This is a genomic window from Ruegeria sp. AWH4_226, from assembly GCF_056159225.1.
Genome location: NZ_JBSWUU010000001.1, coordinates 2,515,829 through 2,530,000, shown reverse-complemented (window position 1 = coordinate 2,530,000; position 14,172 = coordinate 2,515,829). Strand labels below are relative to the sequence as shown.

The window sequence follows — 14,172 nt, the reverse complement described above, 5'->3', positions numbered from 1 at the left end:
TGGCACTGATCTCGGTCGTTCTTGTCTTCGTCCTCAAGTAGCCGAATAGGCGGTAGGACAAAAAGGGGATGAGCGGCGCGGTTTGGGTCTAGCCGGCCTTTAATGCGTATCGCGACTGAAACGAACAGAGTTGTCCAAGTCAAATATACTAACCCGAGCGACCTGCGTTGATCAGCTGCACGGCTGAGAGACCATATGGGGTTGCTCATTTGTCCTCGTCCAAGTGGCGGGGGCGGGAAATGTATGTTTTTGGTTCAGAAGAATGACTGCCTTTAGTTACCAGCTGGGCGGTCTCGATTGACATGAGTTCTGGCGCAGCTTCGGTTGTGGACGGTTAAACGTCCTCAAGTAGCCGAATAGGCGGTAGGACAAATATAGTGTGCTCAAGTAGCCGAATAGGCGGTAGCGCACTAAGTTATGTCTTTCTTTTTCTGGATCAAATCAAGCGCGAGAAGGGCGTTTGGTGAATGCCTTGGCAGCAAGAGGCGATGAAAGACGTGATACTCTGCGATAAGCCATGGGGAGCTGAGAATAAGCTTTGATCCATGGATTTCTGAATGGGGCAACCCACCTGATACACTCTTATTTATTCGACTGCATGTTTTGCTATGCGAGGTTCGTCCTCAAGTAGCCGAATAGGCGGTAGGACAAAATAAGTGTGTTAAACAGGTACTTAAGACCTGAATACATAGGGTTTTAAGAGCAAACCCGGGGAACTGAAACATCTAAGTACCCGGAGGAAAGGAAATCAATTGATACTCCCCCAGTAGCGGCGAGCGAACGGGGACCAGCCGAGCCGTGAGTGTGAATAGAACCTGTTGGGAAGCAGGACCATAGAGGGTGATAGTCCCGTATATGAAGCATGATCGGACGTATTAAGTAGGGCGGAACACGTGAAATTCTGTCTGAAGATCGGAGGACCACCTTCGAAGGCTAAGTACTCCTTGCTGACCGATAGCGAACCAGTACCGTGAGGGAAAGGTGAAAAGCACCCCGACGAGGGGAGTGAAACAGTACCTGAAACCGAACGCCTACAATCAGTCGGAGGCTCCTTGCGAGCTGACGGCGTACCTTTTGTATAATGGGTCATCGACTTGGTCTCACGAGCAAGCTTAAGCCGTTAGGTGTAGGCGTAGCGAAAGCGAGTCTTAATAGGGCGTTGAGTTCGTGGGATCAGACCCGAAACCGAGTGATCTAGGCATGGCCAGGTTGAAGGTAAGGTAACACTTACTGGAGGACCGAACCCACATCCGTTGAAAAGGATCGGGATGAGCTGTGCCTAGGGGTGAAAGGCCAATCAAACTCGGAGATAGCTGGTTCTCTGCGAAATCTATTTAGGTAGAGCGTCATCCGAATACCCCGGGGGGTAGAGCACTGGATGGGTAATGGGGCCCCACAGGCTTACTGATCCTAACCAAACTCCGAATACCCGGGAGTACTAGATGGCAGACACACTGCGGATGCTAACGTCCGTAGTGGAGAGGGAAACAACCCTGACCTACGACTAAGGCCCCCAATTCATGGCTAAGTGGGAAAGCAGGTGGGACGACCAAAACAACCAGGAGGTTGGCTTAGAAGCAGCCATCCTTTAAAGATAGCGTAACAGCTCACTGGTCTAAATAAGTTGTCCTGCGGCGAAGATGTAACGGGGCTCAAGCCATGAGCCGAAGTCTAGGGATGCGTAAGCATCGGTAGCAGAGCGTAGTGTGACATAGAACTCATCCGTATTTGCATCTGTGTTGTGTAAGCAGCTGGATGTAATGACGGATCGAGTTCTTTCGATGAAGCCGGGGCGTGAGCCATCCGGTGGAGAGATCACTAGTGAGAATGATGACATGAGTAGCGACAAAGAGTGTGAGAGACACTCTCGCCGAAAGTCCAAGGGTTCCTGCTTAAAGCTAATCTGAGCAGGGTAAGCCGGCCCCTAAGCCGAGGCCGAAAGGCGTAGGCGATGGGAACTAGGTTAATATTCCTAGGCCAGGAGGATGTGACGGATTGCAGATGTAGTTCAGCCTTATCGGATTGGTTGGGCTGCTGAGCAGTTCCTGGAAATAGCCCTCCATCAGACCGTACCCTAAACCGACACAGGTGGACTGGTAGAGCATACCAAGGCGCTTGAGAGAACGATGTTGAAGGAACTCGGCAAAATACCTCCGTAAGTTCGCGAGAAGGAGGCCCGGTTCCTAGGCAACTAGGGGCTGGGGGCACAAACCAGGGGGTGGCGACTGTTTATTAAAAACACAGGGCTCTGCGAAGTCGCAAGACGACGTATAGGGTCTGACGCCTGCCCGGTGCCTGAAGGTTAAAAGGAGAGGTGAGAGCCTTGAATTGAAGCCCAGGTAAACGGCGGCCGTAACTATAACGGTCCTAAGGTAGCGAAATTCCTTGTCGGGTAAGTTCCGACCTGCACGAATGGCGTAACGACTTCCCCGCTGTCTCCAACATCGACTCAGCGAAATTGAATTGCCTGTCAAGATGCAGGCTTCCCGCGGTTAGACGGAAAGACCCCGTGCACCTTTACTACAGCTTCGCACTGGCATCAGGATTGTGATGTGCAGGATAGGTGGTAGGCTTTGAAACCGTGACGCCAGTCGCGGTGGAGCCTCCCTTGAGATACCACCCTTCGCACTCTTGATGTCTAACCGCGGTCCGTTACCCGGATCCGGGACCCTGCGTGGCGGGTAGTTTGACTGGGGCGGTCGCCTCCTAAAGCGTAACGGAGGCGCGCGAAGGTTGGCTCAGAGCGGTCGGAAATCGCTCGTTGAGTGCAATGGCAGAAGCCAGCCTGACTGCAAGACTGACAAGTCGAGCAGAGTCGAAAGACGGCCATAGTGATCCGGTGGTCCCGAGTGGAAGGGCCATCGCTCAACGGATAAAAGGTACGCCGGGGATAACAGGCTGATACTGCCCAAGAGTCCATATCGACGGCAGTGTTTGGCACCTCGATGTCGGCTCATCTCATCCTGGGGCTGGAGCAGGTCCCAAGGGTACGGCTGTTCGCCGTTTAAAGAGGTACGTGAGCTGGGTTTAGAACGTCGTGAGACAGTTCGGTCCCTATCTGCCGTGGGTGTAGGAGACTTGAGAGGAGTTGCCCCTAGTACGAGAGGACCGGGGTGAACGATCCACTGGTGGACCAGTTGTCGTGCCAACGGCAGTGCTGGGTAGCTATGATCGGAAAGGATAACCGCTGAAGGCATCTAAGCGGGAAGCCCCCCTCAAAACAAGGTCTCCCTGAGGGCCGTGGAAGACCACCACGTCAATAGGCCGGAGATGTACGCGCAGTAATGCGTTCAGTTGACCGGTACTAATCGCCCGATAGGCTTGATTTGATCCAGTAACAGAAAGACAAATCAAAAACATACACCTCAGTAAACATGGATAACTTCGTCGCTTCAAACGACGATGTTGATTGACATAGCAACCGTGCAGGAACGCGCATCCGCTTCGCGAATACGCTGCCTCCTGCGCGTCGCCTTTTTGCAAAGCAAAAAGAGCGACGGGGATTTTCCTCGGTTTGGTGGTCATAGCGCAAGTGAAACACCCGGTCCCATCCCGAACCCGGAAGTTAAGCACTGCCGCGCCAATGGTACTTGGGCTTAAGCCCCGGGAGAGTAGGTCACCGCCAAACCTAGAAAAATCCCCAATCTCTCAAAACGATGAAAAGAACACTACCCGGTCTCAAGTAGCCGAATAGGCGGTAGACCAACGCTAAGTGTCGCGGGATGGAGCAGCCCGGTAGCTCGTCAGGCTCATAACCTGAAGGTCGCAGGTTCAAATCCTGCTCCCGCAACCAGCGTTTCCGACATAGCCCCCGCCATTCGCGGGGGCCTTGTTGTATCCAGATCTCCGAAACTCAGAATGCCCGCAAGTTCCCCAACAAGTTCAATGGCATGGCCATAGCGCGCTGCCGCGTCCGGCATCATCCGAACCTCTGAAATCAGCCCCCGCAAGCTTTCTGCCGCCTCTCGTTTGACTTCGGGTGCGTTTAGTGAGCCGGCGAGATCTTCGATCTGCTCGCGGTACAGGGTCGACAGGCTTGGGTGCAGCCGCAGGGCAGGGGGCTCGGGGCTCGGCAGGGCCCCCATTGGATCAGGTCTGTTTCTCCACCCATAGGCCGAGAAATGTACCCGCTACAATGAACCCGGCGCCGACCACTGCAGTCGGCGTTGCCGGCTCGGACAGGAGTGCCCATGCAAGCTCGCGCCCCAGACCAGCGCCACGCCGAGCACCGCCAGATCCGCCCAGAGCGTCGTCTGCCCTGCCATAAAACTTTTCGATACCGCCACCTTTTCCTCCGTGTCCCGTGTGAAATCACGGTGTGATAGGTCGGCGGGCGTGTTGCGATATAGAACGAAAACGCGGTGTCAGCCCTTGGCGAAGGCCGCGGGGGTGATGCCGACGATGGCCCGGAAGTGGCGGCCCATGTGGCTCTGGTCCGCAAAGCCTGCCTGGGCAGCCGCTTCTGCCGGAGATAGGCCTGTGCGGAGCAGGCGTTTCACCAGAAGGACCTTTCTCTGCAGGTGCCAGGCGTGGGGTGGCAAGCCGGTAGCGCGCCGGAAGGCCTCGATTGTCTGCCTGCGCTGCAGACCGGTGATCCGGCACAACTCGTCGAGCGAGACATCCTCCTCGACGTGACTGTCCAGATAGTCGACCGCATCTGCGATCCGCCCATCGCCCTGCGGTTCCGACGCTGAAAGCTGGGGAGCCAGTTCCCGCAGGAGCGCGCCGAGCAGCGCATCGAGCGCCACGTCCCGGGACAGTCGCTGTACCGAATTGTGCAGGGCCTGGTGTAGGACGGAAAAGCTCTGCGCAAGATCGGGTCGGGCATGAAAGGCCGCGCCGAAATCAAGCGTTCCGGTGGGCACGCGCCCGGTGATGTCTTTCACCAGCGCCCGCATCCCGGCTTCGGGAATGTAGAGCATCCGCTGCCGCCAGCCGGTCTCGCTCCCTGCGCCGCCGTGATGGATGTCGCCGGGACGCATCGTGACGACCGAGCCACGCGGCACCCGGTGCATCTCGCCGCGGCACCAAACGGCATGGACGCCGCCTTCGATCACGCCGAACAGGTACTCGTCATGGGCGTGGGGCTTGAAGGTCTGCTTCAGGTAGCGCGCCGACAGGGTTTCGATGCCATAGAAGTCGGGACGCGACCGCAGGGTCACTTCGTTTCTGCGGCGGTGCAGGTCCTCTTCTGACAAGACAGGACGTTCCTTCCGGGTGATGGCCTGACGCTTACCGCCGAGATTCCGGCGGGTCAATGCGTCCTGACCCTAGCTCGATCGGATGACTTTCCACTAAGCTGACATTGACTTCCAGAGCTTGAGTTACAGCCCCGTTGGCTTTTTGGCATTCCAACACCTTGCAGATAAGGTCCGTTCCGAGCCCACACCTACCGAACTTCTTTTGCCAGCTTTCCAGCAAACCCAAGAAGTACAATCCCGGATAAAACCCGAAACCCTCGGTACCTGGACTGGGTCAGCATGCGCGCGCGCAATAATCCGGCAAGTGCCGCGTAGGTTGTCAGAGAAGCGATGGAAATTGCACTATAGGTGGACACCAGTACAAGTGCCTGCGGCGCGGCGGACACGTCCGGTTGAATGACTTGTGGGAAGATCGCCACGTAAAAAAGAACGGCCTTCGGGTTAGATACCGCCAGAGTAAACGCCTCCAGAAACAGTGCCGCGGTCGACACAGACGGTCGGGCGGATGTTGATGGGCCAAGGTCAAGCGTTTCGCGCACGAAAATCAGGCGTAGCCCCAAGTAAGCAAGATAGAGCACGCCCGCCCAACGAAACAGGAACCATAGCCACTCAGACGCAAGAACAAACGCAGCGACGCCAAACGCGCATGCAAATCCGGCAACGGCGAGCCCGACCGCGTTTGCAGCAATCGTCGGCAGACATTGTTTGAAGCCGAGTTGCGCGGCCCGTCGGATCGTATTCAAGATCGCGGGACCCGGTGTCACGATGTTTGCAGCGGAAATCAACGTAAATGCAAGCCATGCTTCAAATGACATTCTTTTCTCCGCCAGCGAGACCAATCAAACATTGAAGGTGATCTAAAGACCGTTCGGCGGCTCCCTCGCAGAATTTCAGCCTAAAGGCAATGTCCACAAAGCCTCTCCGCTTTGCGGTCGTAGCCTCCCTATTGTTGAGCTTCAATTGTTCGTTTTTGTGCCCAGTTTGCCCAATGCTGCGTCGCCAGCGAACGGCTGCTTCTGTCAGTTCAAATGATGTAACCAGGCTCGACCTAAAGCCAATCTACAAACTGGCCATGCGGGCCTGTTCGGGCAATTGCACGACCGTTGTAGGAAAGGACAAATGCCCCCGGTCTTCCTTCCAACATTTTCAATGATGCAACCTCGGGAAGGATACTTGCGCCTTCGTTTGCAAGCCATTCTGCTCCGTTATCATTGACGAGCGTTGCAAACTCTTTGCGGACTTCTGGTGCCACGTAACTCAGAACTGCGGAATGAAAGATTACAAGACGTGCATCAGTCGGAGCTTGTGCCGCTAACGCCTCGGTTGCTTCGAGAAGGTCACCTGCGATGACATTTGGTGGATCGCGTCTGGCAACCGAAATTGCTGCCTCCAGTCGGGAGAGTCTGTCGGCTTGTTCCGGCCAGACCAGTGTCTTGAGCCATTGCATGTCCTCGTCACTGCGCACGTCCAGCGGGTTGAGGTCGAGGCCCGCTCGCCACACTATATTGGGAAGAGAGGGTGGAATGGGGGTCTGATCGGAGGTTTTACAAGGAAATACCGGGGCTCCATCTTCGACGGCTGACAACCGAGCGCGACCATAATCGTAACCGTAACGGTCGGGGATCAGACACAGACCTGCCGCCGCTCCGACTTCGATGATGGCAAGAGGTTCTTTGAATTGTGCAAGTGCCGGAAGCAGGCAGGCGCAGCGCCCAGGCTCGTTTGTTTGGGTGGAGCGAGAAAGAATGATGGGCCTTATCTCGTCCCACGCGTCCAAAACGTGCTGAGCGAAGTCAGCATTCGCCTCAGGAAGACCAACAGCATGGCGTGTTGCAGCCAACAGTAGGTTTGGTTGCTGCTTGCCGCAGGGCAAACCCAAAAGCCGTTCCAGCAAGTCGCTACTTTCGGCCACGGACGTCGTATAGCTTTCGTATGTCGGCGAGAAACCGTGCGCTTCGCGGCGTGCGAAGCCAAGGTATCGGTCTGCGAGTTCTCGGGTGTTTACCTTCATGTAAATGAGCTAACGGAAATGAGTACTGTCCGAAAGGCTGTTATGTAGTTAAATTGGATGACTTTTTCAGTGAGCTGACATTGACCTCAAGCATCTGAATGACAACAAAGTCCCGCATTTCGAGAGTTCAGGCAGCCTTTGATTTTGTGCCCGCAGCGAACGGCAGGTTCGACGGGCCGCGCCGCAGCATGGAGACTGTAGGGTTAAGGTCGGGAAAGAGCCGGGACCATCATGCCGCGCCTGCAGTCACGTGGATCTGACGCATGGCATCTCAGGGCTCATTCGACCATTTCGGGCTTGTCGCAGAGAATGGCCGTATCGAACCCCATGCTGACATTTTCTGCACTGAGTATGAATGAAGGCAGAGGAGCTACAAACTAATCAGGTAGTCACGAAATTCCTTGCCCTTTTCCTTCTTGAACACTTCACCGGTTTCGGAGGCTGAAACGAGCCGACCTATTCTGAAATTCTTGAACCCAGATCTGAGCTCACACCATCCGGTCAGCACCCAAACGGTTTCGAATGCGGTCAGTCCAAGTGGGCGTACAATACGCTCGCTCGTTTTTTATGAGCTTCCTCATAAGTTATGGCCAGCTTTTTCCTATGTCTTATTGCGGCTCTGAGGGCGCTCAAGCCTGATGTCGTCTCGGCCTTGTTCTCACCGCCGACAGCCAACAGTGGCTGTTGAAGGTGCCTTCGGTCCTGTGACAAAACGGCTTCGATTTTCCCCAACAGCCGATGTGCGGCCTGTCCGAGCGGTTCGTCGCCGCGCGCCGTTACCATTCGAACACCCAGGAGCAGGGCATCAAGCTCGTCTGGATCAAAGTGCAGTGGGGGCAGGAAAAAGCCTGCCTCGATTTGGTATCCGATACCACCTTCACCCCTGATGGGCGCTCTCATCGACTGCAATGTTGAGATGTCACGATAGATCGTTCTGACCGAAACGAGCAGATCTGCAGCGAGTGTATCTGCGGTAGCCGGTGTTCGCCGACCGCGAAGGTGATCAAGGATCGAAAAAAGTCTTGTCGTTCGCATCACACCCCTGACGAAAATTGTCAATTAGTTCCATTAACACGCTGGGAAGCATCAATTGAAAGGACTTTATATGCTAAAGAAAAACATTGGCCCTGTATCGGGCATGGGGTTCGCGCGGTACTCTTCCAAGCCTGGGATTGATCCGGCTGATCTGATCGCAGTTACGCGGGTTTGGCAGAAGGAGTTTTTGGCACATCAGCCCGGTATCGCGATGCACTGTTTTCTCGGGAATTTGAATGGTGACTTTGCCGATGCCATTCTTGCAACCGATGAAGCTTCCTTTGTCGCGATGGCGCAAGCATATCCTACGGCCCCTTCCACCGGGCCGTTCATGGAAATGCTGGACAGGGACAGCATTCGGCTGGCTAAGAATAATCTGCTTGGCGGACCTGCACCGCTGCCAGAGGGATTTTCGTGTGTTGAGTTCGGGACCTTCTCCCCTGGTCAACCAAAGTCTTTTTCGGAAGAAGACTTACTGGCAGTCTCCCGCAAGGTTGAAAGCTCGTACCTCTCGCAGTTTGAGGAAGCAAAGTCTCACTTTGTTGCACGAATTGATGAGGGGACATACTCGGAAATCGCATTTGTAGAGTCATCGGGCGCTGCTCGCGAAATCTGTTCAGGGTATCTCGGCAACAAAGATTGCACGCCGATGTTGGAGATGTTCGATCCACAGTCGTTCGACTTGGATTTCTGACACGTGTTAGCTTAAACTGAACCAAAGCTGTCGTTGGTGTGAAAGCCGCTAACGGCAGCAAAGTCCGCATGTCAGACGCTGGACACCGTCGCAGCGAACGACCGGATTGGATTTCCGCGCATTAAACCGATCTTAACGTCCGGTTAGGGGAAGCGGTGCTGCGGAGCCGCGACGCAAATCGCGATTTAGTTATCACTTGGGACCAGATTTCGCCGCATCCGCATCAGGCTGAAAAGTCCGCGATCTGTGAATTCGAACAGGTCAGGATTTTTGCAGTGCGGCGAAAGTCCGGTCTGACGGGCCGCGTTGCAGCATGAAGGACCTGGGACGGACGGCAGCTATGAGCCGTTCCTTGATGCTTAATCTCACTTCAAAGGTTTGCATTCTGAACTTTCGCTGATCATCGCGAGGACCCCTGAACGGAAGTGTCAAATTCTAACTGCTTGTGCTCGCAGTGCCAAGTATCCTGAGCAGGCACGAAGATCCCTAACGTGGCGCAGCGAGGTTTTCGGCCATTGATGCATAGTGCAACGATTTTGAAGATGTATACTCACAAACTGCGGAGTTTCCTGACCGTCGCGGACTACATTTTTTGGCAAATCTTGAAGTATTCAGAACCGGGGTCGAGCCTCGTTCTTATTTCTTATCCAAAACATAGTGGTTAAGGCGAGGGCGATTGCGGACAGAAAGACCTTTGTGCTGCGAATGAAAAAGAACTGGGTGAGCGATAGCAAAGTTAAATGCTGCTGGAATTCACGACTTGCGCTGAAGAGCAAAAAAGCAGTTGATGGCGAAGCTATGTGGCTACAGGAAAAATTGAGCTTAAGTAATGGCCGCGCCGAAACTTCGTTCGGATCCGTCGATGAGCAGAAAATAGCGGGAACGGAATTTGTTTAGCGCGATACTCAACGCGGCTTCTCAACGTTACATGGATATCCGCTTAGGCATCCCCGGCGGATATCGCGTGTGCATTCTTGAACGTCCCGGCCTATGGATGCCGGACGATGCGCTTACCACACTGATCGAGGATCTGCGGCTTGTTGCGTCAAAAACTCTACCTGCCGGGAACCTGACCTATGGTGTCTTTGCCGGTGATCGGGATCGGCTTGAACATTCGGTGATCACCGTGATCTCGCGCCGGGATGATGACACTCCCGTGGCCTTCAACGCGCTTGCCCTGATGGATGTAGACCTTGGGCATCGGTCCGAACAGGTTGTGCATCTGGGATTGGTGATGGTTGATCCAGACCTGCGCAGCCAGGGAGTCAGCTGGGTTCTTTATGGTCTGACCTGCGTTTTGATCCTATTTAGAAACGGTATGCGTCCGCTCTGGGTTTCGAATGTGACGCAAGTTCCGGCAGTGGTCGGGCTGGTCGGGCAGGGGTTTGCCCGGGTCTTTCCGTCGGCACAAATGGGCCCTCAGAACCGACGCAGCTTATTGCACCTGCAATTGGCGTGGAGCATCATGCGTGATCACCGCCAAGTTTTTGGCGTCGGCCCTGACGCCGGGTTCGACGAAGACCGCTTTGTAATCACCAACGCCTATACCGGAGGGTCGGATCATCTGAAGAAAACCTTCGCTGATGCTCCAAAACACCGCGATCAGGTCGTCAATGCGTTCTGTGCGGACCAACTCGATTATGATCGGGGCGATGATGTCCTGCAATTGGGGCAAATGGATATGCAAACCGCGCTGTCTTATGTTGGACACGACGTCCCGCGCGGATCCTTTGCCGCCCTCGCCTTCGCCGTCGGCGCAGCGGCGTTGCAGCGACTGGCGATGCCGCTCTGGCAATGGGCAGATACGCAGCACGAATTCGGTATTCTAAGACCACGCGAGCAAAAAAAATGACGGCTTGTAGATATCAGGAGTTCACCTCCCGAAACCTTGTTTTTGTCTCGGAGGATGAGCAAACACGCCTGCGCAAAACCTGTGCTTTCGCCTGCGGCACCGGCGGAATAGGGGGCAGCGCACTCATGATGCTGATCCGCGCTGAGGTGAGCCGTTTGACCCTAGCCGATCTGGGCGGGTTCGAATTGTCCAACCTAAAACGTCAAGTGTTTGTGACGCTGAAAGTCGTAGAACAAGACCAAGCAAGGGCAACCAGGGATCAGTGTCTGGAAATTATCTCCGAGGTTGAATACGTGCTGACCCATTCCTCGTCCCGGCATCATTTTGATCTGGCCTTGGCGGGCGGGTTGACTGCACGAACCCGCAGCCGCATGTCTTTTGCGCCGATGGTCATCATGGCAGGAAATTTGATGAATAGAGTTGCGTTGCAGGCCGTTCTGGATTGCCCGCGAGGTACTGGTTCCCGCGGTTGGTTCCTAAACGCCCACAGCGGAAGCATCGAACGTACGTCGCCGCGTTTCCTCTCCGCGCTGATGCGCCCGCTGGTCCGACAGTAGCTAAAGAGGCTGCTGACCGAATGACAAACATGGCGGTGTTTCTCTCAGATTCCTGGGTTTCAGTCTGCGCCGCATTTGGCGCTGCAACCGTACTGCTGCACCTTCAGGATCTTGTGCAGAGACCTCAGATCGCCAGACGGTTTCGATTTTGTCTGTGGTTGCTGATTGTCCTGATGCTGGCGCGGATTGGTCACTGGGGTGGCTGGGGCTGGTTTTTCTCGGCGCTCACAAACATCTGTGCGGCGCTAATACCGTTGGCAGCCCTTCTTCTGTCCGAGGGGTTGTTGCGACGCCACGCACCCGCGATGCTAAAGCAATTTTGCGCGTGGGGAGCTTTGATTTTCGGGCTATTGGGTCTTTTCCAGTTCAACAGCCTGGAGTTTGTCAGGCTGGCAGGACTACTGCTGCTTCAATTGTTTGGCTTGGTTGGTGTGGCCTTGTTCGTGATACAGCGCGATAAGAACAGCCTGTCGTCAGCGGAAAATAGAACCATCAATTGGATCAGCTTGTCCTTTCTGTTGATCCTGCCCTTTCTTGCAACGGATTTCATGCGCGGAACAACGCTCGATCTGCCGGTCAGGCTGGGTGGTGTGGCGGTGCTGGGGCTGTGCTGGTTATCGGTCGCGATGAATCGCTCGGGCTTGCGACCGCGAGACACGCTACGCGGTTTCGGCATCGTCTGTGTCATGGCCGTTCTTCTGTCACTGATCGTTTCGCAGATTATGCCGCCGGATGTTTGGACGGTTGTGCAAGTCGTAGCGATCAACTTGTCTGCACTCATGCTGCTGGCAATATGGCAAGCGGCGATTGCCTTGCGAATTGAGGATCGCCAGTTGTTCGCGCTTCGCGAGATTGCTGATGCCAATGGGCAGGGCCCTCAGGCCAGCCTGGCTCTGCTGCGTCGGGCTGCCGGGGCTCCGGACGCGATATTGGTGGAAGAGGCGGACTTGGCGGACATGGATCTGGAAGATCTGTGCGCCAGCTTCGAGACTACATCAGTGCAACAGCTGGGGACGGCAGAGAACGAACAGGTCAATTGGCTGTTTTCGCGTTTTGATGCCACTCATGCAGTATTCTTATCCGGCGCACCGCTACGGTTGGTCATGCTCAACGCTCCTGACATTGCTACACTGGACAGTACCGGCGCTGCTTTGCGCGCGGTTCAACGGATTGCGCGGGTCTTGGTGGATGAGGGGAAAGCCTGATAGTGCTGCCGGAACGGGACTTCACAAGTTTCTTTGCGGAGCCGTTTCATTCCTGTGATGCAGACGCACCACGTGTTCCTCTAATGAATGCGAACCTGAAGCGCTTTTTGTGCGTCGCTAATCCCCGGTTTTTGGACGTATCAGATTTCACCGATTTGCCGCTGAAACGAGGCGCCAAGCCTGTTGGCTCGATCACAGTATCTCTGTTTCGTAAATCAAATGAGTTGCATGACGAGGTGCGCGGATGATTTGGTTTTTCTTTCTCAATTTTCCCGCGCGCCAAACTCGAGAGACCGGGTCGTGCGCTGTGCAGGTTGCACCTTTCTTCTAAGGAGTTGTCATAGTGGATCATGCTGAATTTGAAGCAATTGTTGCGCAGGCGATGCTTGCCCCGTCAGCGCATAATACGCAGCCAGCACGATGGCGGCTGCATTCGGACTGCATCGAGATCTTTGCGGATCTGTCGTGGCGACTGACTGTTGGCGATCCGAATGATCGTGATTTGGAAGCATCCTGTGGTGCTGCGGTTGAGGGCACCGTATTGGCTTTGGCTGCACATGGGGCAGGTGCCAACGTTACCCTGTTAGAGGAACCGGTGGAGGCCGGATTGCGCCCAGTTGCCCGCATCACTCCGAAGGCGATCGCTGACGCCGAGGATGCACAGACGGCTGTTCAGATCCCGAAACGCCTGACGCACCGCGCGGGCTTTGTACCCGCGCCGAAAACGGCCTTTGACGACTGGAATGCCAGCCACAAGACTCTGGTTCAGGACAAGACCCAGATCGATTGGCTCGCCAAACAGATCGACATCGCATCGGCCCGTGTCATGCGATCCAGAGCCTTTCGCTCAGAGTTGCAGCAATGGATGCGATTGCAAGAGAATGATTCGAACTACCACATCGACGGGCTGAACCGAGAGGTGCTTGTCATGGATACGAAAACTGCAAGGTATGTGCCCACAATTCTGGGTGGCAGGCTTTATGATCTGTTGTCGATGCTGGGCCTTGGCCTTCATCTGTCCGGCGAAGCGCCGCGCAGCCGTGGCGCGTCCGCAATCGCACCGTTTCACTGGCCCGCGACCGGTTCGATGGTCGAAGGGGGGCAGGCGTTCTATCGATCTTGGTTGCAATCTACTGCGCGTGAGTTGGTAGGATGGCCCGCTGCGGCGCAGGCAGATGATCCCATCACACGGGCCGACGTATCGGATCGGTTCATGATACCTGCCGACAGAGTCTTGTTTAACGCGTTTAGACTGGGGGTCGCAAATCTTGCCACCCCCAGTCGAACGCGCCTGTCTCTGCGCGAGGTTATCGTTTAGGCAGCGATATTCTCGCCCACCTCTTTTAGAAGTTTTTCGGTTTTTGCGTCTTCGATGCGGTTGTGCAAACGCTGGGATTCCTCGCGGTCGCGCAGGGTTTTCGTAATCGAAACGGTGGTGTGTACCAGCATCAGCGCCGACATCGAGTAGAAGCCTTTTGCCGCAAAGCTGGCTTCGAGGAAGTAGATGCCACCAGCCATCATGGCGGCAGCGACAATAAACGAAGCAATGGTGAACATATTCCAGGCATTGGACTGCGGCAGGTTCAGGTTTTCTTCGGTATTCATGGTTCAATTCCT

The 14,172-nt window shown here is 55.1% G+C and carries 12 protein-coding genes, 1 tRNA gene and 2 rRNA genes; 9 read left to right on the top strand and 6 right to left on the bottom strand.

What is annotated here, in order from left to right:
* Positions 1–439 precede the first annotated feature (439 nt).
* The 3 genes from ACXAET_RS12530 (at position 440) to ACXAET_RS12520 (ending at position 3,793) form a co-directional block, all read left to right on the top strand.
* Positions 440–3,329, top strand: a 23S ribosomal RNA gene (locus ACXAET_RS12530).
* A 184-nt stretch (positions 3,330–3,513) separates the two neighbouring features.
* A 5S ribosomal RNA gene (gene rrf, locus ACXAET_RS12525) occupies positions 3,514–3,628 on the top strand.
* Positions 3,629–3,716: 88 nt separating this feature from the next.
* Positions 3,717–3,793 (top strand) — tRNA-Met (locus tag ACXAET_RS12520).
* Between the two features lie 571 nt (positions 3,794–4,364).
* Here the strand turns inward: ACXAET_RS12520 and ACXAET_RS12515 are convergent.
* The 5 genes from ACXAET_RS12515 to ACXAET_RS12495 form a co-directional block, all read right to left on the bottom strand.
* The gene (locus tag ACXAET_RS12515; protein WP_475185380.1) at positions 4,365–5,198 is read right to left on the bottom strand and encodes an AraC family ligand binding domain-containing protein; all 834 of its coding nucleotides are present in this window, start codon (positions 5,196–5,198) and stop codon (positions 4,365–4,367) included.
* 191 nt (positions 5,199–5,389) lie between these two features.
* Entirely contained in the window at positions 5,390–6,016 is a 627-nt protein-coding gene (locus tag ACXAET_RS12510; protein ID WP_475185378.1) for a LysE family translocator, read from the bottom strand.
* A 233-nt stretch (positions 6,017–6,249) separates the two neighbouring features.
* Positions 6,250–7,212 carry a DUF2332 domain-containing protein gene (locus ACXAET_RS12505; protein ID WP_475185376.1) on the bottom strand — a complete coding sequence of 321 codons (963 nt, stop codon included), beginning with the start codon at positions 7,210–7,212 and terminating at the stop codon, positions 6,250–6,252.
* A gap of 370 nt (positions 7,213–7,582) precedes the next feature.
* Entirely contained in the window at positions 7,583–7,762 is a 180-nt protein-coding gene (locus ACXAET_RS12500) for a WYL domain-containing protein (RefSeq protein WP_475187213.1), read from the bottom strand.
* Positions 7,741–8,247: a helix-turn-helix transcriptional regulator gene (locus ACXAET_RS12495; RefSeq protein ID WP_475185374.1), complete on the bottom strand. Its 507-nt coding sequence runs from the start codon at positions 8,245–8,247 to the stop codon at positions 7,741–7,743. The genes ACXAET_RS12500 and ACXAET_RS12495 overlap by 22 nt, the downstream gene beginning before the upstream one ends.
* 55 nt (positions 8,248–8,302) lie before the next feature.
* Here ACXAET_RS12495 and ACXAET_RS12490 point away from each other — a divergent pair, with 55 nt between their 5' ends.
* The 6 genes from ACXAET_RS12490 to ACXAET_RS12465 all read left to right on the top strand — a co-directional run bounded on the left by ACXAET_RS12490 (position 8,303) and on the right by ACXAET_RS12465 (position 13,873).
* Entirely contained in the window at positions 8,303–8,941 is a 639-nt protein-coding gene (locus ACXAET_RS12490) for a hypothetical protein (RefSeq protein ID WP_475185372.1), read from the top strand.
* A 705-nt stretch (positions 8,942–9,646) separates the two neighbouring features.
* Positions 9,647–9,838 (top strand): hypothetical protein, encoded by a 192-nt coding sequence (locus ACXAET_RS12485; protein ID WP_475185367.1) that lies wholly within the window; start codon positions 9,647–9,649, stop codon positions 9,836–9,838.
* A gap of 31 nt (positions 9,839–9,869) precedes the next feature.
* The gene (locus ACXAET_RS12480) at positions 9,870–10,793 is read left to right on the top strand and encodes a hypothetical protein (RefSeq protein ID WP_475185364.1); all 924 of its coding nucleotides are present in this window, start codon (positions 9,870–9,872) and stop codon (positions 10,791–10,793) included.
* Positions 10,790–11,350, top strand: coding sequence for a ThiF family adenylyltransferase (locus ACXAET_RS12475; RefSeq protein WP_475185363.1), 561 nt, complete (start codon positions 10,790–10,792; stop codon positions 11,348–11,350). Before ACXAET_RS12480 ends, ACXAET_RS12475 begins: the two co-directional genes overlap by 4 nt.
* A gap of 20 nt (positions 11,351–11,370) precedes the next feature.
* Complete coding sequence (locus tag ACXAET_RS12470; protein ID WP_475185359.1) at positions 11,371–12,555, top strand: hypothetical protein; 1,185 nt, start codon at positions 11,371–11,373, stop codon at positions 12,553–12,555.
* A gap of 343 nt (positions 12,556–12,898) precedes the next feature.
* Positions 12,899–13,873 carry a hypothetical protein gene (locus tag ACXAET_RS12465; protein ID WP_475185356.1) on the top strand — a complete coding sequence of 325 codons (975 nt, stop codon included), beginning with the start codon at positions 12,899–12,901 and terminating at the stop codon, positions 13,871–13,873.
* On the opposite strand, the gene ACXAET_RS12460 is transcribed toward ACXAET_RS12465, so the two are convergent.
* On the bottom strand, positions 13,870–14,160 hold the full coding sequence (locus ACXAET_RS12460; RefSeq protein WP_475185353.1) for a YiaA/YiaB family inner membrane protein: 291 nt from the start codon (positions 14,158–14,160) through the stop codon (positions 13,870–13,872). The two genes, ACXAET_RS12465 and ACXAET_RS12460, sit on opposite strands and share 4 nt — an antisense overlap.
* Between the last annotated feature and the right edge of the window lie 12 nt (positions 14,161–14,172).